Origin of the sequence: Marinobacter gelidimuriae (assembly GCF_000372805.1) — a bacterium.
In the GTDB taxonomy this organism is placed as follows: domain Bacteria; phylum Pseudomonadota; class Gammaproteobacteria; order Pseudomonadales; family Oleiphilaceae; genus Marinobacter; species Marinobacter gelidimuriae.
Genome location: NZ_KB889908.1, coordinates 21,268 through 42,578, shown reverse-complemented (window position 1 = coordinate 42,578; position 21,311 = coordinate 21,268). Strand labels below are relative to the sequence as shown.

The following is a 21,311-nucleotide window of genomic DNA, read 5'->3' as shown; positions in this document are numbered from 1 at the left end:
AGGTAAAGAAGACCCGTGCATGTTCTGGTAGTTCACGATTACGGCCCCTTGGGCAGAGTATTGCTGGAGCAGCTGCGCGCCACTTCTTTGCAGGTCAGCCCTTTGCTGGTGAGTAACACCGCCAGCGTGGATCTGGCGGCCCTGGAAAGCTGGATTCCGGCGGATACGGACTTGATTGTCAATGCGCTTTGGCTGGCCGATCCGGAATCCGCCCAGGAACGCCCTGATGACGTCAAGCGCGCGGCTTTGTCATTGCCTCTGGCGCTGGGCGAGTTTGCCCGCGATCGCAATATCGCGATGCTGCAATTGTCCACCTGCTATATTTTTGATGGCCGCAAACAGACGGCTTATATTGCCTCTAACCCCGGGCAGCCGGTGAACCAGCTGGGTGTCTGGCAGTGGGAGTGCGAGCAGGGCCTGCGCGGTTTATTAACCCGCCACATTATTTTGCGAACAGGATGGAGCTTGGGGCGCTTTATACGGAAGGTTCAGGCCAGCACAGCTGCTGGCACCCGCTTGTCGTTGCCCGGCCGCTGCGTTGGTCAGCCCTTGGCAGTCACCGATTTGGCGCGGGTCATGCGCGCGATTATCCAGCAGCTTGATTGCGGGGCTGAAGTGTGGGGCACCTATCAGTACGCCGGTTCTGAGGGCATCAGCCTGTATGAGCTGGGCTTGGCCATCGCCGGCTTGCCGGGTATTCCCGAGGATTTGCATCTGGTGGATGAAGTGAGTGGGTGGGGTCAGCTGGAACCGGTGAACACACGCTTGGTGTGTACAAAAATTCGTAACACCTTTGGTATCAAACAAGTCCCGTGGCGTGTGGGGCTGACAGATGAGCTGACTCTGCTAAAAGGGCCAGATCCGGTCAAGTCAGCCAGCCCATAGAAGCGCTTTTTAGCGACAACCCTGGCGGGCAAAATCGCGGGTGACCCGTTGCAGGGCTTCTACGTCCAGCAGTTCGACTTCACGGCCGCGCGCTTTGATGATGCCCTGATTCTGGAAGCGGGTGAATACGCGGCTAACCGTTTCTACCGCAAGGCCCAAAAAGTTCGCGATATCATTGCGCGCCATCGGCAGGCTGAAATTAGTGGGCGACATGCGCCTGCGCTGAAAGCGGCTGGACAGCGACAACAACAGAGCTGCAATACGCTCCTCCGCGGTATTCTTGCTCAGCAGCATGGCTAGCTGGTGACTGTTTTGTATCTCCTGGCTCATCAGGTGATACATGTGGTGCTGAAGCTCAGGCAACTTACGCGTAAGTTGCTCCAGTTTGGCTACTGGAAATTCGCATACGCTGGTGCGCTCAAGTACCTTGGCGGTGCAGGCGTAGTTGTCGGTTGCCATGCTGTCGAGCCCAATCAGCTCGCCAGGCATGAAAAAACCGGTAACCTGTTCATCTCCGCCTTCGGTAATAATCGAGGTTTTTACCGACCCGCTACGCACCGCAAAGCACGACTTAGAAGACGTGCTTTGGTCAAAAATATGTTCGCCCCGATTGAAGATTTTGCCCTGCAGAACAATGTCTTCAAGGCGCTCCAAATCATTCTCTTCCACTGCAAGGGGCAGGCAAAGATTGCTCAGACTACACTTGTTACATGTAGCCTTGAGCGGTGACGCAACCTGATGGAGTCGAATTGCTTGGTTCATAGCAGATGGCCCGTCAAATTTGATCCATATCAAACTTCAGTTTAGTACGGATCAACCCATTTGCCAATGGCGTTTCTGGCCGGCCTTCCCTACAGACGCTCAAATATCAGCGATGCATTGGTGCCGCCGAAGCCAAAGCTGTTGGACATCACCGCGTTAAGGGTGGCTTCCTGGCCCGCCGGCCCCACAATGGGCAGATCAGCAATGGCCGCATCCGGCTCGTTCAGATTTGCGGTTCCGGCAATAAAGCCGTTTTGCATCATCAGCAACGAGTAAATGGCTTCCTGTACACCGGCAGCGCCCAGCGAATGCCCAGACAGTGACTTGGTAGAGGAAATCGGCGGTACTTTGTCAACGAAGATGTTGCGAACAGCACCTATCTCCGCAGCGTCGCCAACCGGGGTGCTGGTGCCGTGGGCGTTGATGTAGTCAACTTTGCCATGCATGGTCGCCATGGCCTGCTCCATGCAGCGCTGGGCGCCTTCACCGGATGGCGCAACCATGTCATAGCCGTCTGAAGTGGCACCGTAGCCGGTCAGCTCGGCAATAATGTTGGCGCCGCGCTTGCGGGCGTGCTCCAGTTCTTCCAGTACCAGCATACCGCCGCCACCGGCAATCACAAAACCGTCACGCTTGCTATCAAACGGCCGCGACGCGGTTTCCGGTGCATCGTTGTATTTGGTAGACAGGGCACCCATGGCATCAAACATCATGGTCAGGCTCCAGTCTTCTTCTTCACCGCCGCCGGCAAACACAATGTCTTGCTTGCCCATCTGGATTTGCTCCATAGCCTGGCCAATACAGTGTGCGCTAGTGGCGCAGGCCGACGATATGGAATAGTTCACGCCGCGAATCTTGAAGGCGGTCGCCAGGCACGCAGAGACAGTGCTGGCCATAATGCGCGGTACCATATAAGGCCCAATGCGCTTCACGCCTTTGGCACGCAGAATATCAACGGCTTCCGCCTGGCTTGAGCAAGACGCGCCGCCAGAGCCGGCAATCAGCCCGGTGCGGTTGTTTGACACCATGTCGTCGGTCAAGCCGGCTTGGGCAATGGCCTGCTGCATAGACAAGTAGCTGTACATGGCCGAGTCAGCCATAAAACGACGTACTTTTCGGTCAATGACCGAGGTGTCGACATCCGGTGCGCCGCAAATCTGGCTGCGGAACCCCAGTTCTTTGTAGGTTTCACTGAAGCGGATGCCGGATTTTCCCGTTTTCAGGCTGTTGGTAACTTCGTCCAGGCTATTGCCCAGGCAGGAAATAATTCCCATTCCGGTGACCACGACTCGTCTCATAAAGCTCTCCTTACCGGCGCCAGGAACAGGCGCTTGTGTTGCGTTATATAGGTGTGATGGTAAAGCTTTTCATCAGTATACGGTATATGACCTTGGTTCAGGCGTAGATGCAAATGCGACACTAACGTTTGCGGTTGCGTCGGGTTTTCGCTTTCTTTTTGCCGTCTGCGATCGCCTTTTCTGCATCCAGTACAGCTTGAACTTCGGCTTCAGCCAGAGCGATTTCGGTTTCGTGCTGGATCAGACGCGGTGTTTCCAGAGAAATGCGCCCCAGCGTGCCGGCGCGGAATTCGTTCAGTAACACCTCCGACACTTTGTGTAAATCCGGTATGCCGCCGCGCCCAAAAAACCGGCGCCTGGCCGCAATGGCGTCCATTGCGGCCAGGCCGTCAACCGGCAGCGGGTCCAGTCCGTAACGGCTGGTCAGGAATTTCGGGTAATGAGCCAGCAAATACTCGGTGGCAAACAGCGCAACGTCTGCAAAATCCAGCACAGCGCTGCGAATAGCGCCGGTGACCGCCAGGCGATAACCACAGGCCGCCGGTGAAAGCTTGGGCCACAAGAAACCGGGGGTATCGTACAGCAAAATGTTATTTGGCAATTTGATCGCTTGCTGAGCTCGGGTGACGGCCGGCTCGTTACCGGTTTGTGCGGCTGGTCGTCCGGCCAGGGTATTGATCAGGGTAGATTTGCCGACGTTAGGAATGCCCAGAATCATCACCCGTAGCGCGCTTTTCTGGCGATCGTGATTCGGCGTCAGCTGTTCGGCCAGGGTAAGAATGTCTAGGGCTTCGCTGCGCTGGTTGTGGGTCAGAGTGATGGTTTTTACACCGCGCTCCCGTTCCAGCCAGCTTTGCCACTGCCCCGTCACATCGGGGTCGGCCAGGTCGCGCTTGTTAAGCACTTTGATCAACGGCGTATCACCGCGCAGGGCAGGCACCAGTGGGTTTTCGCTGCTGAAAGGAATGCGGGCGTCCACCACCTCGATAATCAGGTCCATCTGCGGCATGACTTCTTTGATCTCCTTGCGGGCTTTGTGCATGTGCCCGGGAAACCAGTTAATCGCCATTGTGCTACTCCCGCTGCCCGTAAGAGCGCTGAATTCTAAAACGCTGAATTCAAAACGCGCTGGCCAGTGTGTGTGAATAAAAAGAGCCGCCAGTATGCAGCAATTTCAGCACAATACCGAAAGTCGATGACCAAACTTTTATATTTGCCTGAAAATCGCCGTAATGGTGGGCTGGCAGCCGCTTTGGCGGCTATTATTCGAAATAAACAGCCATTATGGGGTGCGATTTACCCGCATGATGCTTTAGGGTGTGTGAAATTATTCAAAACGGAGAGCAGTATGAAATTAGTAAAAGCACTGGGGACAGCACTGATTGCGGTAAGTCTGTCGGCGCCGGCATTGGCGCAACAGGCGAATGGCCAGCCCGACCGTATAGATCAGCTGGCGCAAATGGTTGGCTTGAACGACGAGCAACAAGAACAGATCCGCGGCGTGTTTGACGAGTTGCAGGGTCAGATTGTTGATCTGCGCCAGCAGGCACAAACGCTGCAGCAGCAGTTGCAAGCCGAGGTAAAAGCAGATTTCAGCGAAGATGCTATTCGCGAACACGCGGAAGAGCTGGGTGATGTAACCGGTGAGATGGCAGCACTGTCTACCCTGATGCAGGCGAAGGTAGAAAGTATTTTTACAGATGAGCAGCGTAATGAGCTAAAGATGCAAATGCAAAAAATGCAGCAGATGCAACAACAGCGTCAGCAGGGCGGCCAGTAAATGCAGCCCCGCCAACAGTGGTAAGATGCCAATGCAGGTGCTCGGTCAGCCTACGGATTTGACCGGTATCTGCAGGGCGTTGACTGGCTCGGATTCTGCCGACATCGTTTCTATTGAGGCAGGAACTGCTGGCACCGCCAATCCCAAGTTGTTCTTGTCAAACACGCGGTCTGCACGGTAGCTCGACCGCACCAAGGGGCCTGATGGCACTTCCATAAAGCCCTTGGCCAAGCCAATTTCCCGGTAACGGTTGAATTCTTCCGGGGTGACGTAGCGCATCACCGGCAAATGGTTCGGAGTAGGGCGCAGGTACTGGCCCAGCGTCAGAATATCCACGCCCACCGCCAGCAAGTCGTCCATGGTTTGCTGAATTTCTTCGTCGGTTTCGCCCAGGCCCAGCATTAAACTGGTTTTTGTCAGTACGTCCGGGCGGTATTGCTTGGCATGCTTTAGTACGCTTATAGTCTTCTCATAGCCGGCTCGCGGGTCACGTACCGGGTGAGTCAGGCGGCGAACGGTTTCGACGTTCTGGGCGAATACATCCAGCCCGGAGTCTACAACCTGCTCTACGTGCTGCATTACCGCATCAAAGTCCGGCGTGAGTGCTTCCACTCTGACTTCCGGCGTGCGGTGCTTGATGGCCAACACACAGGCCGCATAATGGCCGGCACCGCCGTCGGGCAGGTCGTCGCGGTCAACCGATGTCAGCACAATGTAGCGCAAGCCCATCAGTTCTACCGATTTTGCCGTATTCTCGGGTTCTTCTTTATCTAGCCAGCCGTTGGGGTTGCCGGTGTCTACCGCGCAGAATTTGCAGGCACGTGTACACACCGAACCCATCACCATGATCGTTGCAGTGCCGTTGGTCCAGCACTCACCAATATTGGGACAGTGGGATTCCTGGCACACGGTGGCAACCTTGTGGCTTTTCACATTCTGTTTGACAGCCTCGTAGCGCTCACCACCGGGCATACGTGCACGCAACCACTTGGGTTTTGGATCGTTGCTGACGCCTTCGTTGGAAACATTGCGGCTTTGCTTAACGCCGTCCTTAATAGCAGAAAAGCCATGTTCACTGCGGAACTTGGCGCCACTGGCCACACGGGGCTTGGTGTTTGCAGTCATGGATGCGGAGCTCTCGTTCTGTACAAAAGACTTTGGTTAGGCGTAAAGGGTAAAGCCGGCGCGCGCCAGATACAAGGACAGTAAGGATAAACACGGGGGGTGGTGTCTGGAAGAGTGCTGGCTGGCGTTCTCAGCGAACGGCGGCGTCCAGAGCCTGGGCGACATCAGCAATTATGTCGTCAATGTGCTCAATACCAATCGACAGGCGCACCAGATCTTCGCTCACACCTGCAGATTTGAGCTCGTCCGGGTTTAGCTGGCGGTGAGTGGTGGTTGCCGGATGGCAGGCCAGGGATTTGGCGTCGCCAATGTTGACCAGGCGCAGCACCATGTCCAGCGCGTCGATGAAACGCGCGCCGGCGTCTCGGCCGCCTTTAATGCCGAAGCTGAGAATACCGGAGGCTTTGCCGCCGCAGATTTTTTCGCAGGTGGCGCGGAACGGACTGTTGGCCAGGCCGGCGTAGTTAACCCATTCTACAGACGGGTGATCCTGCACGAACTGAGCGACTTTCTGGGCGTTCTCGCAGTGGCGTTCCATCCGCAGAGCGGCGGTTTCAATGCCCTGCATGATCAGGAACGCGTTAAACGGCGACAGTGCGGCGCCCGTGTTGCGCAGTGGAATTACGCGGCAGCGGCCAATAAACGCTGCCGCCCCCAAGGCCTCGGTGTATATCACGCCGTGATACGACGGATCTGGCTCGTTCAGCATCGGGAACTTGTCGGCGTTGGCTTTCCAGTCGAATTTGCCAGAATCCACCACAACGCCGGCAACGGTGGTGCCATGGCCGCCCAGGTATTTGGTCAGCGAGTGAACCACGATGTCTGCACCGTGTTCGATAGGGCGGCATAGAAAAGGTGTGCCAACGGTATTATCCACGATCAGTGGCAGGCCGTGTTTGTGCGCTATTTCAGCCCAGCGCTGAATGTCCACAACGTTGCCGGCCGGGTTGCCTATGGATTCACAAAACAGGGCACGAGTGTTTTCATCAATGGCGTTTTCTACGCCGTCAAAGTCATCGTGGGTGAGCATTTTGCAGGTAATGCCCTGGTTCGGCAGGCTGTGGGCAAACAAATTGTAGGTGCCGCCGTAAAGCTGGCTGGTGCTAACAATGTTATTGCCCACGGTACAGATGGTTTGCAGGGCATAGGTGATGGCAGACATACCCGAAGCAACGGCCAGCGCGCCAATGCCGCCTTCCAGCTGCGCCATGCGCTCTTCCAGCACAGCGTTGGTGGGGTTCATAATGCGGGTATAAATATTGCCCTGCACTTTCAGATCAAACAGGTCAGCACCGTGCTGGGTGTCATCAAAGGTATAAGAGGTGGTTTGATAAATTGGCGTGGTTGCCGCTCTGGTGGTGGGGTCGCTTTTGAACCCGGCGTGCAACGCTATGGTTTCCCGCTTCATAACGGCTCATTCCTTTTGGTTACAGAAAGTGGACATGTGCAATCTTGCAGTATGCCACAGTCACAACCGGTTAAAAGAGCCGCCTTTCGAATTAGAAATTCTAAGCTAATGCGCGATCAGTCGTTCCAGCGCGCGGGGTCGTAAGAGAACACCGGCAGTGACCACCGCCAGCGAATAGCTGACATACTCGGCCCTCAGTTTGCGGGGACAGATTTCAAATCTGTCCCCTACTTGAACTCGGTCTCCGATTTGTGAAAAGGCTGGCCGATGGGGAAGAGGGTGTCGTAGGCCCAGGTAAAGGCAAAGGCGTACACCAGATAAAACGCCATAAAGCCCAAGTCTATGACCAGAGCTTCCATCAGGTTTATATTCAATATGCGAGACACAATCGGCAGGAAGACGATCAGCAGGCCCAACTCAAAACCAAAGGCATCAACAAAACTCCGTTGCAGCGGGCTAAAAAAAAGACCTACAGCGTTAACTGTAAGTCTTTGATATCTGGTAGCAAGGGGCGGAGTCGAACCGCCGACCCCAGCATTATGAGTGCTGTGCTCTAACCAACTGAGCTACCTTGCCAGCGCGCCATCAACGATGGAAGCGGCGCGTATAGTAAGTTTCGCTGCCGAATGTGTCAAGGGGGTTGGGCGTTAGATATTTCGAGAAAACTCGAGGGTATGGCCTTTAAACGGCTTCTCAAGGTAGTCGGTGTGAACGGGTTTTGTATGGCTGTTGCCGAAACCGTGTGCGGCCAGTTTCACGCTGACTTTGGTTTTTCGACCACGGCCCAGTCTGCCCGCTCAAACGCAATGCTTTTGCCCTGATTCAGCAGAGTGTTGCGAGCCAGGAAGTGTTCAACTTCGGGGTGATAGTCGGTCGCCGTGATGTCGGCTTGGCGCGCGTTCAGCAACAGGCTTGATAGCGCCATGCCGCAGAGGAAATACCAAGGGCATCGACCGCGCCCTCGGGGTCGTTAAACTGTTGATTGTCGCGCAGGGTACACAGATGGATATCAGTATTACCAACATCGATGGTTTGGTAACGCAGGCGCAAAGGAAGGCTGTTCATGATTTCTGCTCAGGTAAAGCAGCGAAGCCAGGCAGAAAATAACTGGCAAGAAGGGTTATAAATGGAGAATAAAGCAATCCGTTGATCGTGCAAAGTTAATCTCGGCCTTCAAACACTGCCATGTGTGCTCATACACGGGAGGCGGCATGTCAGGGTGCCGGACAATGTTATGCCGGCTGCCAACCAGCTCTTCCCCGGTGAAAGCGCTGACGGCCTCGAACTCATTGTTGCAGTAAAGTATTTATTCTGTATTGTGCGTTCAAACATCCTGATCATTTTTTCCTGAAGATACGGATATGAAAAATACTGTCGTACTTATTTCACTGGGCGGCACCATCGCCAGTCTTCCGGGCAGTTCGGGGCGGGCGATTGCGGGTGCTCTTTCAGGCAAAGAACTGATGGACAGTTTGCAGATCAAAAGCGACGGTCCGGTTGACGTGATCACCCTTTGCCAGAAGCCCAGCAATGCCATTACCACTGACGACCTGCTGCAGCTCAGAGTGTTGTGTCTTGAGTTGTCCCAGCGTAAAGATGTGGCCGGGTTGGTGGTGTCCCAGGGTACGGACACCCTCGAAGATACTGCCTATTTCCTCGACACGAGCCTGGCGCTTGAAGACACGGCGCTTGTGGTCACCGGCGCTCAACGCGTTCCCTATGCTCCCGGCTCGGATGCCGGCCCCAATCTTCGCGATGCGTTGAAGGTAGCGAATGCACCGCAGGCACGGGGCGCCGGCGCATTGGTGGTGTTCAATGAGGAAATTCACGGGGCAAGCTCTGTGCGTAAACTCAGCAGCTATCAGCTTAATGGCTTTGGTTCACCGGGCATCGGGCCCGTGGGGTTTGTCGATGGCGATGAGGTCAGGCTCACCAAGCGGGTGCAGCGCTTGAGCGCCATTGCGCCGGGCGAGCAGCTGCCGCGCGTGGATATTCTTCCGGTGGCGATTGGCGCATCGCCCGCCCTGCTTGAAGCGGCAGTGGCCAGCGGTGCCCAAGGGCTGGTGATAGACGCTGTCGGCCGTGGACACGTTCCGCCGAGCTGGATGGAACCGCTTGGCGTCCTGAGAGCCGCAGGCGTCCCTGTGGTGGTCGTGTCGTCTACCCAATGGGGCAGGCTCGCAGAGGCCTATGAGTACCGTGGGTCACTGGCTGAACAGGTCGCGATAGGCGTGCTCAAGGCCAGCCACCTTAATGCCAGAAAGGCCCGGCTGCGGCTTATGTGCGCCTTGTCGTGCAATATGCCAATCGATCAGTCGCTATTTTCCTGACAGCCTGGCAGCCCATTATAATAGCGACCGTTTCAGACTCTTCGAAAAGTGTTGAGTGTTCTCGTTATTCTAATCAGACATTAAAGCGGAAGTGCACCACGTCGCCGTTTTTCACGATGTATTCTTTGCCTTCAAGGCGCCACTTCCCGGCGTCTTTAGCGCCCGCTTCACCTTTGAACTGAATGAAGTCTTCGTAGCCAATCACCTCGGCACGAATGAAGCCACGCTCGAAGTCGGTGTGAATCACGGCGGCGGCCTGGGGCGCAGTGGCGCCAATTTTTACGGTCCAGGCGCGCACTTCTTTCACCCCGGCAGTGAAGTAGGTCTGCAGGCCAAGCAAGCCGTAGCCGGCGCGAATCACACGGTCCAGGCCGGGTTCTTCCATGCCCATTTCGTCCAGGAACATGCTTTTTTCGTCGTCTTCCAGTTCGGAGATTTCTGCTTCAATTTTGTTACAGATGGGCACCACCACGGCGTTTTCGGCAGCGGCGATTTCGCGCACGGTATCCAGGTATGGGTTGTTCTCGAAGCCGTCTTCGGCCACGTTGGCGATGTACATGGTGGGCTTGATGGTCAGCAGGCACAATTCGCGAATCAACAGCAACTCGTCTTTATTCAGGCCCATACCGCGCACAGGTTGGCCTTCGTTCAGAACCGGCAGCAAGCGTTCAAAAATTTCCAGCTGGGCCTTGGCTTCTTTGTCACCGCCTTTGGCGATTCGTTGTACCCGCCTGATGGCTTTTTCCACGGTGTCCATGTCGGCCAGCGCCAGTTCGGTGTTGATCACCTCTATGTCGTCTGCAGGGTCTACCTTGTTCGACACGTGAATCACGTTGCTGTCGTCAAAACAACGCACTACGTGGGCAATGGCTTCGGTCTGGCGGATGTTGGCCAGAAACTGGTTGCCCAGGCCTTCGCCTTTGGAGGCACCGGCTACCAGCCCGGCAATGTCTACAAACTCCATGGTGGTTGGCACTACACGCTGGGGCTTAACAATGTCAGCCAGCTTTGTCAGGCGCGGGTCGGGCATGGCCACTACGCCGGCGTTGGGCTCGATGGTGCAGAACGGAAAGTTTTCTGCGCCAATGCCTGCTTTGGTCAGTGCGTTGAACAAGGTAGATTTGCCGACGTTGGGAAGGCCGACGATGCCGCAGTTAAATCCCATGGAGTGCCTCTGATGCTGCTGAAAAATGTGCCTAGGGGACAGATTTAAAATCTGTCCCCGCTGTGTGCTGCTTGCTTGGGGACAGATTTGAAATCTGTCCCCGGTTTCCCGGTTTGTGCTGAGGGACAGGTTTCAAATCTGTCCCTGGTTTGAGCGTGTGTCAGGCGTTGGCGTCAAAGCCGTGCAGTCGGTTCATGGCCGCAGCCATGTTGCCGTTGGCGGCGTCTGGCAATACGCGCATGATTTCGTCAAATACCGCGCTCAGCGCTTCAGTTTCCTGTTTGCCCAGGCGACCCAGTACATAACCGGTTACCTGACGGGCTTCGCCAGGGTGGCCAATGCCAAGTCGCAAGCGCTGGAAATTGTTGGTGCCAAGGTGTGCAATGCTGTCGCGCAAACCATTATGACCGCCGTGGCCGCCGCCTTTTTTCAGTTTCGCGGTGCCCGGGGGTAAATCAAGTTCGTCGTGGGCGATCAGAATCTGTTCGGGGGAAATCTTGAAAAAATCTGCCAGCGCTTTTACCGACAAACCGCTGCGATTCATGAACGTTAAGGGGTTCAGTAAATGCAGTTCCAGGCCTTGCCATTGAATACGGGCATACCGGCTGTGGTATTTCTTTTCAAGGCGAAGCGCCTGACCCGCATCGCGGGCCAGTGCCTCAACGAAGAGGGCGCCGGCATTATGGCGGGTATTCTCGTAATCGGCACCAGGGTTACCCAGTCCAACTACCATGACAATATCCTGTGCCATCTGCCGTCGCCCCGCAGTGATTACTGCTTGTCTTCGCCTTCTTCTTCATCTTCATCTTCAGCGGCGTCAGTCTTAACACCTTTAGGCTTATTGATGGTAACAACAGCCTGGTCGTGCTCAGCGCCGTGCTGCAGTGCAGGAATACGAACACCTTCTGGAAGCTTCAGGTCGCTCATGTGCACAATGCCATCCATCTCGACGTCAAACAGGTCGATTTCGATGAACTCTGGCAGGTTCTCCGGCAAACAAGCGACTTCTACCTGGGTCATCAGACGGAAAGCAACGCCGCCAAAGGTCTTGATGGCCGGAGCAGTTTCTTCGTTTACCAGGTGCAGCGGTACGTGAACGAAGATTTCTTCGTCTTTGTTAATGCGCTGGAAATCAGCGTGGCTCAGCAGCGGCTTGTACGGGTGACGCTGCAGATCCTTCAGGATAACGCTTTCTTTTTCGCCATTCAGTTCAATGGTCAGAACGCGGGAGTAAAAAGCTTCGTTTTCCAACGCTTTTTTCAGCTCGTTGTGCCAGATGGAGATGGGCGTAGCATCTTTATGACCACCGTAGATGATGGCCGGGATTTTACGCTCTTCGCGACGCAGGCGGCGGCTCGCACCTCTCCCCTGGTCGTCACGAGGAAATGCTTCAATTACAAAGTCCTGAGACATGGTAGGTATCCTTATCGTCATCTGCACGGCCCGCGACCAGGCTCTTTACAGATGAGGTTTTAAAAAGCCGGCGGTGCCAGCTATGAAAAGGTACGGGAGCCGTTGTGGCTCCCGTACCGATATTTGCTTTTGCGGTCTATTTGGAACTGTTCCGATTATTCAGAACGGTTCCAAATCAGATCGGCTTAGACATTCTCGAACATGGCGCTGATAGATTCTTCGTTGCTAACGCGGCGAATAGATTCCGCAAGCAAACCGGCCATACTGAGGGGGCGGATTCTATCACACTGCCGGGCCTTGTCACCCAGGGGAATGGTGTCGCACACCACCAGTTCGTCCAGTTCGGAGTTGTTAATGTTGTCGATGGCTTTGCCCGACAGAACCGGGTGGGTAATGTAGGCCACAACCCGCGATGCTCCGTGCTTTTTCAAGGCTTCGGCGGCTTTGCACAGCGTGCCGGCAGTATCAACAATGTCGTCAACCAGAATGCAAACTTTGCCACGCACATCACCAATAATGTGCATAACCTGGGACACATTGGCCTTGGGGCGGCGCTTGTCGATGATCGCAAGGTCTGCGTCATCCAGGCGCTTGGCCACGGCGCGGGCCCGCACAACACCGCCAACGTCGGGCGATACCACTACAAAGTTTTCAAAACGCTGCTTTTCAATATCTTCAATCAGTACCGGTGTAGCGTAAATATTGTCCACCGGAATATCAAAGAAGCCTTGAATCTGATCGGCGTGTAAGTCTACGGTCAGTACCCGGTCTACACCAATGCTGGAAATCATGTCAGCAACCACTTTGGCGCTGATGGCAACTCGGCTGGAACGAACCCGACGATCCTGACGGGCGTAGCCGTAATAGGGGATAACGGCGGTGATACGTGATGCAGAAGCCCGGCGCAGGGCGTCGGCCATCACAATCAGTTCCATTAGATTATCGTTGGTGGGGTGGCACGTAGGCTGAAGGATAAAGACATCGTGGCCGCGCACATTTTCGTTAATTTCAACGGTGGTTTCACCATCGCTAAAACACCCGACTGTCGCGTTGCCAACTGGAATATGGAGTTGCTTGGAAATTGCGTGGGCAAGGTCAGGATTGGCGTTGCCGGCAAAAATCATTAACTTGGACACGATAGCATCCTTCTCGGTATCGGCGTGTGATTCAGAAGAAGCAGGAGAAAGATGGTTGGGGTGGCAGGATTCGAACCTGCGCATGACGGGATCAAAACCCGTTGCCTTACCACTTGGCGACACCCCAGTGTCGTGCTTATTTGGCATCATTTTAGCTCTGCTAGTTTCTGGTGTAGAGATGAATGATTCACCCCTCTAGCTACGAACCCCTTGATGCCAGAGGGTCTGCTTTCCCAGATGATCCGGGCTGCGGATTCTGTCGGGAAACGTCCGAAAATGCAAGCCCCTGTTCCAGTTAATCTTGCGGGTCCGAATTGTGAAAGCCAATCCAGGCTTTTAGCGATATCAGGATACAGTTTCCGAACCGTTGCTTCACAGTCGTTTTTGTACCTCGAGGCGTCTCCCTCAAAAGCGGGCGGTATTGTCATTTTTGGGGTGTTTCTTGTCAACCCTTTTGCCGAAAAAATCTTGGTGGTTTGAATGTTACATTCGGGTTTTAGCACCACAAACCAGTCTTGTGGCGGGTTTGCGGGTGTGAGCTGTTCACCGACGCCTTCGCCGATGGCTGCGTGGCCGCGCACAAAAACCGGTACATCGGCGCCCAATCTCAGGCCCAGTTCTGCCAGAGCGTCTTCGTCATGGCCAAGCTGCCACAGGTGATTCAACGCCAGCAGGGTGGTTGCGGCGTTAGAACTACCGCCGCCCAAGCCACCGCCCATGGGCAGTTTTTTGCAGATACTGATGGTAACACCGGGCAACTGCGCCAGGGCGTCCCCGGCCAATGCGTGAGCAGCCTTAATGATCAGGTTGTCGGCATCGGCTACCCCGGGCATCGATTGCGCCAGGCGTACGCCGGGCTTATCGGGAGCCAGCTCAAAGGTCAGTTCATCGCCGTAGTCCAGAAACTGGAATAGGGTTTGAAGCAGGTGGTAACCGTCAGCGCGGCGGCCATTGATGTGCAAGAACAGGTTGATCTTTGCCGGCGCCGGCAGGGTGATTGTCGTCATAGTGATGGCCGCTATTGTTGCCGTCATAGTTTCTGTCAGAGTTGCTTTGAGAGTTGCCTTGAAACTTGCATCGAGAGCTGCCGTCAGCGCTAGAGAGGCTGCCAGTCAGTGATGGCCATGCGCACGCGCTTCTCGCCCTTGGTAGCAGTAATACGGGCAGGCAGTGCCGGCAGTTCGGCGCTGGCGCTGTACCAGCGGTCGTATTGGATATGCCAGCCGCTCTGGCGAATAGCCACCAGTTCCCCGGTGCTGTCGAACAGCAGGCGGAAGTCGCCATCGGGCGCGGTTAAACCCCGTACCCACCAGGTCAGCTGGTTCAATGGCAAGCGCCAGCCCGTTGCCGCCAGTACCAGTTCGTCTGGATCAGAGGATTGGTAACGCTCGCCGTCGGCCAGTGTCAGTTCAATAAAGTCGGGTGAACCTTTAAGCCGGGTGCGGCCCATGCCCAGAAAGGCCGAAGACAGGGTCAGATCATAGTCTTCGTTGTGCTGTACCCATTGGTTAATCAGCGCGCTGCCGCTGTCAGACGGCTGCTTAACGGCGAGCTTGCCGGTCAGTTGCCAGTGCTCAAGATTCTGCCGTTGGCGCACGGTGTCTGCCCAGGAGGCGGGCGGCTGGTCGGTCAGACCTTCCGGTAAGGGCTCCAGAGTAATCGTGCTACAGGCGCTCAGCGTAGCCAGTACAAGCATCAAAAGAGCGTGGCGCAGCCACGCTTTGGTCAAGGTTAAAAAAAACACGGTTATTCGTCAGCCGTAGCATCAACAGTGTCGGTATTGGGTACCGGCTGCGAGCCTAACCGCTCAATGGTTTCCAGCAACACGTCGTGCTGGGGGTCCTGTTTTAGTCCCTGTTCCCAGATAATACGTGCCTGCTCGTCGGCGCCGGTCATCCACAAGACTTCGCCGTAATGGGCGGCTACTTCGGGGTCCGGGAAGGCGGCCCAGGCGCGGGACAGGTAATCCAGAGCCTGTTGCAATTTGCCTTCGCGGTACAGTAGCCAGCCCATGCTGTCGAGAATGGCCGGGTTTTCGGGCGCCAGCTCCAGCGCTCGCCCAATCAACTGTCGGGCCTCAAAAAGGCGCTTGGTGCGAATGGTCAGAATGTACCCGAGTGCATTCAAAGCCACCGCGTTGTCGACGTCGTCGCGCACAATCTGCTCTAGGTCTTGCACCGCTTCTGCGGTATTGCCCTGGCTGTCCATCAGCATGGCGCGAGCGTAACGAATCTGGATATTGTCCGGATGTTGCAGCAGCGCCTGGTCAATGGCGGCGGCGGCCTGCTGCTGTTGGCCCTGCTCCAACAGCAGGTTGATTTCAATCATCCACAGCGCTTCGGAGCGGCCGGGATTGGTTTCGCGTAGTCGCTGAATGGCATCAACCGCTTGCGCCAGCTCGCCGGTTTCAGCCAACAAAGTGCTGGCTCTGGCTTGGGCGGGTAGGTAATAGACGCCATCGCCAACGGCCTGATAGAAGTTAATCGCCTGTGCAAAGCGGTTTTCATTGTCTGCCAGTCGGCCTAAATGATAGTTGGCTTCAGGGGCTTGCTGGCCACGGTTCAGCAAAAACGTCAGTTCTTTGCGGGCGATGCCTCCCTGCTGGTTTTTAATCGCCACCAGCGCGTGGGACAGGCGCAGCTCAGACATATCCGGGTAGCGGTTAACCAGTCGCTCGAATTCGTCTTGCGCGGCTTGCAGCTCGCCCTCGTTAACCAGCATGCGGCCATACAGAGCGCCCATTTGTCGGTTGCCAGGAAAGCGCCGGGTGTTGGTCATCAGGTGGTCAAGCGCAGCGCGTTTTTGGTCGCTGCCGTACAGTAGGTCGCCTTTCAAAATGATGGCCGGTTGGAAAGTCGGGTGTTTTTCCAGCAGCGTTTGCAGTCGCGCCAGTGCCGGCTGCGGCATGTCGCGTATTTTCATCAATAGGGCAATGCTGTATTCCAGCTCTGGGTTGTCGCTGTGGCGCTCAGCCAAATCCAGGTACAGCGACAACAACTGCTGCTGGCGCTCAGCCGAAAGGCTGGCTGTCATGGCTGCCAGGCTGTCAAAGTCGGCGTCGCCGCCGAGTTCCATAATGCGCTCCATGTGCACCAGTGCCAGTGCCAGGTCATTACTTTTTACCGCCTGAATGGCGGCAGAGCGGTGGGCTTCGATGCTGTCGGGTTCCACTTCCAGCCACAATTTCACCAGCTCCTGCTGGGTATTGTCGCTGTTGAGGGATTGGGCGATGCGGGTTGCCCGCTCAATAACGCCGACATCACGGGACATCTGGGCGGCCCGCACGTAGTGGCCCAAAGTGATATCATAGTGACCGCGCTGAGCGGCAATTTCCGCAGAGGTCAGCAGGTACAGGACTTCAGGCTCGAAATTCCCGTACACCGGCGTAGAGTCGGGTGCCACAGAGGCAGGCATAGAGTTGGGTGCAGAGGCATTCGATTCGGCGCCATCCACGTCTGGATTGACGTTATCAAAGCCCGAAAGGCTGCTGCAGCCCGAAATCGCCAGGCCCAGCAGGCCGGTGGCCAGAACGCGATGAAGGTTGTGATGGCGGGTGGAATGGCGAGTGGAATGACGATTGCCATCAACTGCGCGGTAAAAGAGCCCGAAAAAGAATGTTTGCATGCAAAATTCCGTATGTTGAGCAGGCGTAAAACCCGATGTGGAGCGCCAAAACCGTATAATGGCATAACCGCCAGATGTTGCCTAACGTGTCCGCACTTGCCGCAGCGCAAGGCTTATGGGTGGCAGCGCGGCCTTCAGACCGTTAAAATGCTGGTAATATTAAAATTTCATTAATCGCAAAGCGCGCAGGGTTGTTGAATCACAAAATGGCACTGGTAACGCTTGGTATTAATCATCGCACGGCGCCTGTGGCAATCCGCGAGCGGGTGGCGTTCACTCCTGAGCGCATGGCCGAGGCATTTGCAGAGCTGCGCGCAGCTGCCGGAGCAACCGAGGCGGCCATACTTTCGACCTGTAACCGCACCGAAATTTATCTCGCAGCTGACGAAAATTGTGCCCCGCTGATATTGCGCTGGTTGGCCGGTTTTCACAACGTTGATGCCGGCGATCTGGAAGACGTGATTTACGTGCATCACGATAGCGAGGCGGTACGCCACCTGATGCGGGTAGCGGCCGGGCTGGATTCCATGGTTTTGGGGGAGCCGCAGATACTGGGGCAGCTTAAAGACGCCTATGCCCTGGCGCGGGAGCACAAGGCCTGCGGCTCGTTTCTGGCACGCCTGTTCGAACACACTTTCTCGGTAGCCAAACGGGTTCGCACCCAAACCGCTATTGGCGAAAACCCGGTTTCTGTCGCCTACGCGGCGGTCAGCATGGCTAACCGCATTTTTGCCGATATGTCGCGCAACAAAGCGCTGCTGATCGGCGCCGGCAAAACCATCGAACTGGTTGCCCGCCACCTGGCAGACGCCGGCGTGAAAGATTTCCTGGTAGCCAACCGTACCCTGGAGCGGGCGCAAACCTTGGCCCAGGTCCACGGCGGTAAAGGCATATTGTTGTCTGACATCGCCGAACATCTGCACGAAGTGGACATTATCATTTCGTCCACCGCCAGTCCGCTGCCCGTTCTGGGCAAAGGCACCGTGGAGCGGGCCCTGAAAAAGCGCAAGCACCAGCCCTTTTTCATGGTGGATATTGCCGTTCCGCGGGACATAGAACCGGAAGTGGCCGAGCTCGACGACGTGTATCTTTACACCGTTGACGACCTGCGCCAGGTGATTGAAGAGAACATTCGCTCCCGCGAGGGCGCCGCCCGGGAAGCCGAAAACCTGATTGACCTGGGTGTGCAGGAATTTCTGAACCAGCTGCGCGCACTGGACGCCGTATTCACCCTGAAGCAGTTCCGCCAGCGAGCCGAAGACCTGCGCGATGCCGAAACTGAAAAAGCGCTGCGCTCCTTACGCAACGGCGCCGATCCAGAAACCGTGATGCGCAGCCTGGCTCGTGGTATTACCAACAAGTTGCTACACCAACCGTCAATTCAGGTACGCAAGGCCACCACGGCCGGGCGCACCGAGGTCACCGAATGGTTGCGTGAGTTGCACCAGCTTGATGCAGAAGAAACCGACCATAAGACCCCCGTTGGAAAAATATGAAGCCGTCTATTCAGTCTCGCCTTGAACAGCTTGTTGAACGTTTTGAAGAAGTCAGTGCCTTGCTCAGCGATGCCGGCGTGATTGCCAACCAGAACAAATTTCGCGAGCTGTCCCGTGAATACGCCGAAATAGAGCCGGTGGTGCAGTGCTTTCAGGCCTGGCAGCACTCCCTTGTGGACATAAACGAAGCCCGAGAACTGTGCAAAGACGGCGACGCCGACATGCGTGAAATGGCGGAAGACGAACTGCACACCGCCCAGCAAACCAGCGAAGGGCTGGACGCAGAACTGCAGGGCCTGATGCTGCCGAAAGACCCGAACGACGGCAAAAACGTGTTTCTGGAAGTGCGCGCCGGCACCGGCGGCGATGAAGCGGCCATATTTGCCGGCGACCTGTTCCGCATGTACAGCCGTTTTGCTGAACGCCGGCGTTGGCAGGTGGAAATTCTCAGCGCCAGCGACGGTGAACACGGCGGTTACAAAGAAGTGATTGCCCGGGTGGCCGGCAGCGGCGTATACGGCACGCTGAAATTTGAATCCGGTGTGCATCGTGTGCAAAGGGTACCGGAAACCGAATCCCAGGGCCGCATTCACACCTCGGCTTGCACGGTGGCTGTTATGCCGGAAGCCGACGAAACTGAAGCCGTAGAAATCAACAAAGGCGACTTGCGGGTAGACACCTTTCGCGCCTCTGGTGCCGGCGGCCAGCACGTTAACAAAACCGACTCTGCCATCCGCATTACCCACCTGCCAAGTGGCATGGTGGTGGAATGCCAGGAAGAGCGCTCTCAGCATAAAAACCGTGCCAAGGCCATGAGCCTGCTGGCTTCGCGCTTACAGAACATTGAAACCGAACGTGCCCATCAGAGCATGGCTGAAACCCGCAAGAGCCTGGTGGGCAGCGGCGACCGTTCCGAGCGCATTCGCACCTACAACTTTCCCCAAAGCCGGGTGACTGATCACCGCATTAATTTGACCCTGTACAAGCTGGATGAAGTGATTGCGGGCGATCTGGATTCGGTGGTCAAGCCATTGCTGCAAGAACACCAAGCCGAGCTGCTGGCTGCATTGGCCGATGACCGCTGACTCTGCTGACGACCCGGGCACTTTCGGCCCAGCCACTTTACGCTGTGACGATTTGCTACGGGCCGCTGCAAGCCGCATCGGCAGTGACTCGCCCCAGCTAGACGCCGAGCTGCTTCTGGCCCAGGTAACCGGGTGGTCCCGAACCCGCTTCCGTGCCTTTCCCGAACAACAGGTCAGTCTTGTGCAGGCGGCCGCTTTTGAGCAGCTTGTAGACAAGCGCGCGGCTGGCGAACCCGTTGCTTATGTGCTGGGACAGCAGGCGTTCTGGTCACTGCCGTTGCAGGTGAGCGCCGCCACGTTGATTCCACGGCCCGATACCGAATGTGTGGTCGAGCAGGCGCTGACCCTGGATCTTCCAGCCCAGGCGCGGATTCTGGATTTGGGTACAGGCACCGGCGCCATTGCCCTGGCGCTGGCCAGCGAGCGGCCTGATTGGGACATAACCGCCAGTGACTTTGTAGATGCCGCCGTAGCCTTGGCCCAGAGCAACGCCGCGGCGCTGAACCTGTCAATTCAGGTGGTGAAAAGCCATTGGTTCGACCAGCTCGCGGCTGTCTGCTTTGATTTAATCGTATCTAACCCGCCGTATATTGCCAGCACTGACCATCACCTGAGTGAAGGCGACGTTCGTTTCGAACCGGCTTCTGCGCTGGTATCGGGTGCCGATGGCCTGGATGATATCCGTCATATCGTGGCCGCCGCGCCTAGCTGGCTGAACGCTGGCGGTTGGCTGCTGCTAGAGCACGGTTATGATCAGGCGCAGGCGGTGCAGGCATTGCTACAGCAACAGGGCTTTGATCAGGTGCACAGCCGCCAGGATTACGGCCGCAACGACCGAATGACTCTTGGCCAGGCAAGGTAGGGGACGGATTTCAAATCCGTCCCCGCTTTCTGTCCTCGGTCTGCCTGGAAATCCCACTCAAGGGGACAGATTTCAAATCTGTCCCCGATCTGTCCCCGATCTGCCAACGGAGCCCACCATGCTAAGTGACGACGAGCTGTTACGTTACAGTCGCCAGATTTTAATGCCGAATTTCGATATTGCCGGCCAGCAGGCGCTGAAATCCGCGCGCGTATTCATAGTGGGCTCCGGCGGCCTGGGTTGCCCCGTAGCGCTTTACCTAGGCGCAGCCGGGGTAGGGCACCTGACCCTGGTAGACGACGACCATATCGAAGTAGCCAACTTGCAACGCCAAATCGCCTTTGAAACTGCCCAGATGGGTGAATCCAAAGCCGAGCGGCTGGCCGATCGCATTCGCGGTATAAACCCGTTAATAACGGTAGACGTGATTCGCCAGCGGCTGGCGGATGAAGATTTTGACGCGCCTGTGGCACAAGCAAGCCTGGTGCTGGATTGCTGTGACAACTTCAACACCCGCTTTGCCCTGAACCGAGCCTGCGTGAAAGCCGGCGTACCGCTGGTGTCTGGTGCGGCCATTCGTGGCGAAGGTCAGATTAGCGTGTACGACAGCCGCCAGCCGCAATCGCCGTGCTACCACTGCCTGTATCCTGAACAAGGAAATGAAGACCTGACCTGCTCCGAAGCCGGCGTAATCGCCCCGCTGGTAGGTATGATTGGCGCTGCCCAGGCGATGGAAGCGATAAAAGTCATCAGCGGCGTGGGCAAAACCTTGGTCGGCCGCCTGCTGATTGTCGACGCCTGGCGCATGGAATGGCGCGAAATAAAGCTGGCCAAAGATCCCGCTTGCCCGGTGTGCAGCAACAGATAGGGGACAGACTTCAAGTCTGTCCCCGGTTGGCGGTGAAGATAGGGGACGGATTTCAAATCCGTCCCCGCTCTCGT

23 protein-coding genes and 2 tRNA genes are annotated in these 21,311 nt (G+C 56.2%); 7 read left to right on the top strand and 18 right to left on the bottom strand.

Features of this window, described 5'->3' with window-relative positions; genetic code table 11:
* The first annotated feature begins 15 nt into the window (after window positions 1-15).
* Window positions 16-885, top strand: a complete 870-nt coding sequence (locus A3OI_RS0113690; protein WP_018404826.1) for a sugar nucleotide-binding protein — start codon at window positions 16-18, stop codon at window positions 883-885.
* Between the two features lie 9 nt (window positions 886-894).
* Here A3OI_RS0113690 and fnr read toward each other — a convergent pair whose 3' ends face one another.
* The 3 genes from fnr to ylqF form a co-directional block, all read right to left on the bottom strand.
* Complete coding sequence (gene fnr, locus A3OI_RS0113685; RefSeq protein ID WP_026224209.1) at window positions 895-1,647, bottom strand: fumarate/nitrate reduction transcriptional regulator Fnr; 753 nt, start codon at window positions 1,645-1,647, stop codon at window positions 895-897.
* An 89-nt stretch (window positions 1,648-1,736) separates the two neighbouring features.
* Window positions 1,737-2,945, bottom strand: a complete 1,209-nt coding sequence (gene fabB / locus A3OI_RS0113680; RefSeq protein ID WP_026224208.1) for a beta-ketoacyl-ACP synthase I — start codon at window positions 2,943-2,945, stop codon at window positions 1,737-1,739.
* A 121-nt stretch (window positions 2,946-3,066) separates the two neighbouring features.
* Window positions 3,067-4,014, bottom strand: a complete 948-nt coding sequence (ylqF, locus tag A3OI_RS0113675; RefSeq protein WP_018404823.1) for a ribosome biogenesis GTPase YlqF — start codon at window positions 4,012-4,014, stop codon at window positions 3,067-3,069.
* A gap of 279 nt (window positions 4,015-4,293) precedes the next feature.
* Here ylqF and A3OI_RS20290 point away from each other — a divergent pair, with 279 nt between their 5' ends.
* Entirely contained in the window at window positions 4,294-4,725 is a 432-nt protein-coding gene (locus tag A3OI_RS20290; RefSeq protein ID WP_026224207.1) for a Spy/CpxP family protein refolding chaperone, read from the top strand.
* A 45-nt stretch (window positions 4,726-4,770) separates the two neighbouring features.
* Here the strand turns inward: A3OI_RS20290 and lipA are convergent, their stop codons facing one another.
* The 7 genes from lipA to A3OI_RS23965 all read right to left on the bottom strand — a co-directional run bounded on the left by lipA (window position 4,771) and on the right by A3OI_RS23965 (window position 8,564).
* Window positions 4,771-5,850 carry a lipoyl synthase gene (lipA, locus tag A3OI_RS0113665; protein WP_018404821.1) on the bottom strand — a complete coding sequence of 360 codons (1,080 nt, stop codon included), beginning with the start codon at window positions 5,848-5,850 and terminating at the stop codon, window positions 4,771-4,773.
* 130 nt (window positions 5,851-5,980) lie between these two features.
* The gene (locus A3OI_RS0113660) at window positions 5,981-7,258 is read right to left on the bottom strand and encodes an O-acetylhomoserine aminocarboxypropyltransferase/cysteine synthase family protein (protein ID WP_018404820.1); all 1,278 of its coding nucleotides are present in this window, start codon (window positions 7,256-7,258) and stop codon (window positions 5,981-5,983) included.
* A gap of 227 nt (window positions 7,259-7,485) precedes the next feature.
* Window positions 7,486-7,710, bottom strand: a complete 225-nt coding sequence (locus tag A3OI_RS20285; protein ID WP_267283305.1) for a chlorhexidine efflux transporter — start codon at window positions 7,708-7,710, stop codon at window positions 7,486-7,488.
* Window positions 7,711-7,757: 47 nt separating this feature from the next.
* Window positions 7,758-7,834 (bottom strand) — tRNA-Met (locus A3OI_RS0113650).
* Between the two features lie 178 nt (window positions 7,835-8,012).
* Complete coding sequence (locus A3OI_RS23975; RefSeq protein WP_228702988.1) at window positions 8,013-8,183, bottom strand: class I SAM-dependent methyltransferase; 171 nt, start codon at window positions 8,181-8,183, stop codon at window positions 8,013-8,015.
* Window positions 8,159-8,323 carry a hypothetical protein gene (locus A3OI_RS23970; RefSeq protein ID WP_228702987.1) on the bottom strand — a complete coding sequence of 55 codons (165 nt, stop codon included), beginning with the start codon at window positions 8,321-8,323 and terminating at the stop codon, window positions 8,159-8,161. Before A3OI_RS23970 ends, A3OI_RS23975 begins: the two co-directional genes overlap by 25 nt.
* 55 nt (window positions 8,324-8,378) lie before the next feature.
* Window positions 8,379-8,564, bottom strand: a complete 186-nt coding sequence (locus A3OI_RS23965) for a PAS domain-containing protein (protein WP_407635528.1) — start codon at window positions 8,562-8,564, stop codon at window positions 8,379-8,381.
* Between the two features lie 55 nt (window positions 8,565-8,619).
* Between A3OI_RS23965 and A3OI_RS0113630 the strand changes: the two genes are divergently transcribed.
* Window positions 8,620-9,588 carry an asparaginase gene (locus A3OI_RS0113630; RefSeq protein ID WP_018404817.1) on the top strand — a complete coding sequence of 323 codons (969 nt, stop codon included), beginning with the start codon at window positions 8,620-8,622 and terminating at the stop codon, window positions 9,586-9,588.
* A gap of 73 nt (window positions 9,589-9,661) precedes the next feature.
* Here the strand turns inward: A3OI_RS0113630 and ychF are convergent, their stop codons facing one another.
* The 8 genes from ychF to A3OI_RS0113590 form a co-directional block, all read right to left on the bottom strand.
* On the bottom strand, window positions 9,662-10,753 hold the full coding sequence (ychF, locus tag A3OI_RS0113625) for a redox-regulated ATPase YchF (protein WP_018404816.1): 1,092 nt from the start codon (window positions 10,751-10,753) through the stop codon (window positions 9,662-9,664).
* Window positions 10,754-10,913: 160 nt separating this feature from the next.
* Window positions 10,914-11,504 (bottom strand): aminoacyl-tRNA hydrolase, encoded by a 591-nt coding sequence (gene pth / locus A3OI_RS0113620; protein WP_018404815.1) that lies wholly within the window; start codon window positions 11,502-11,504, stop codon window positions 10,914-10,916.
* Window positions 11,505-11,524: 20 nt separating this feature from the next.
* Complete coding sequence (locus A3OI_RS0113615; protein WP_018404814.1) at window positions 11,525-12,166, bottom strand: 50S ribosomal protein L25/general stress protein Ctc; 642 nt, start codon at window positions 12,164-12,166, stop codon at window positions 11,525-11,527.
* 185 nt (window positions 12,167-12,351) lie between these two features.
* Window positions 12,352-13,302 carry a ribose-phosphate diphosphokinase gene (locus A3OI_RS0113610; protein ID WP_018404813.1) on the bottom strand — a complete coding sequence of 317 codons (951 nt, stop codon included), beginning with the start codon at window positions 13,300-13,302 and terminating at the stop codon, window positions 12,352-12,354.
* Between the two features lie 52 nt (window positions 13,303-13,354).
* Window positions 13,355-13,429, bottom strand: a tRNA-Gln gene (locus tag A3OI_RS0113605).
* 19 nt (window positions 13,430-13,448) lie between these two features.
* Window positions 13,449-14,309, bottom strand: coding sequence for a 4-(cytidine 5'-diphospho)-2-C-methyl-D-erythritol kinase (gene ispE / locus A3OI_RS0113600; RefSeq protein ID WP_026224206.1), 861 nt, complete (start codon window positions 14,307-14,309; stop codon window positions 13,449-13,451).
* 89 nt (window positions 14,310-14,398) lie between these two features.
* Window positions 14,399-14,998 carry a lipoprotein insertase outer membrane protein LolB gene (lolB, locus tag A3OI_RS0113595; RefSeq protein WP_177313713.1) on the bottom strand — a complete coding sequence of 200 codons (600 nt, stop codon included), beginning with the start codon at window positions 14,996-14,998 and terminating at the stop codon, window positions 14,399-14,401.
* 50 nt (window positions 14,999-15,048) lie between these two features.
* A complete protein-coding gene (locus A3OI_RS0113590) occupies window positions 15,049-16,926 on the bottom strand; it encodes a tetratricopeptide repeat protein (RefSeq protein ID WP_018404810.1) in 1,878 nt (625 codons plus the stop codon).
* 206 nt (window positions 16,927-17,132) lie between these two features.
* Here A3OI_RS0113590 and hemA point away from each other — a divergent pair, with 206 nt between their 5' ends.
* The 4 genes from hemA (at window position 17,133) to A3OI_RS0113570 (ending at window position 21,237) form a co-directional block, all read left to right on the top strand.
* Complete coding sequence (gene hemA, locus A3OI_RS0113585) at window positions 17,133-18,422, top strand: glutamyl-tRNA reductase (RefSeq protein ID WP_026224205.1); 1,290 nt, start codon at window positions 17,133-17,135, stop codon at window positions 18,420-18,422.
* Window positions 18,419-19,507, top strand: a complete 1,089-nt coding sequence (gene prfA / locus A3OI_RS0113580) for a peptide chain release factor 1 (RefSeq protein ID WP_018404808.1) — start codon at window positions 18,419-18,421, stop codon at window positions 19,505-19,507. The genes hemA and prfA overlap by 4 nt, the downstream gene beginning before the upstream one ends.
* Window positions 19,497-20,369 (top strand): peptide chain release factor N(5)-glutamine methyltransferase, encoded by an 873-nt coding sequence (prmC, locus tag A3OI_RS0113575; protein ID WP_018404807.1) that lies wholly within the window; start codon window positions 19,497-19,499, stop codon window positions 20,367-20,369. Before prfA ends, prmC begins: the two co-directional genes overlap by 11 nt.
* Before the next feature lie 118 nt (window positions 20,370-20,487).
* Complete coding sequence (locus A3OI_RS0113570; protein WP_018404806.1) at window positions 20,488-21,237, top strand: molybdopterin-synthase adenylyltransferase MoeB; 750 nt, start codon at window positions 20,488-20,490, stop codon at window positions 21,235-21,237.
* Window positions 21,238-21,311 lie beyond the last annotated feature (74 nt).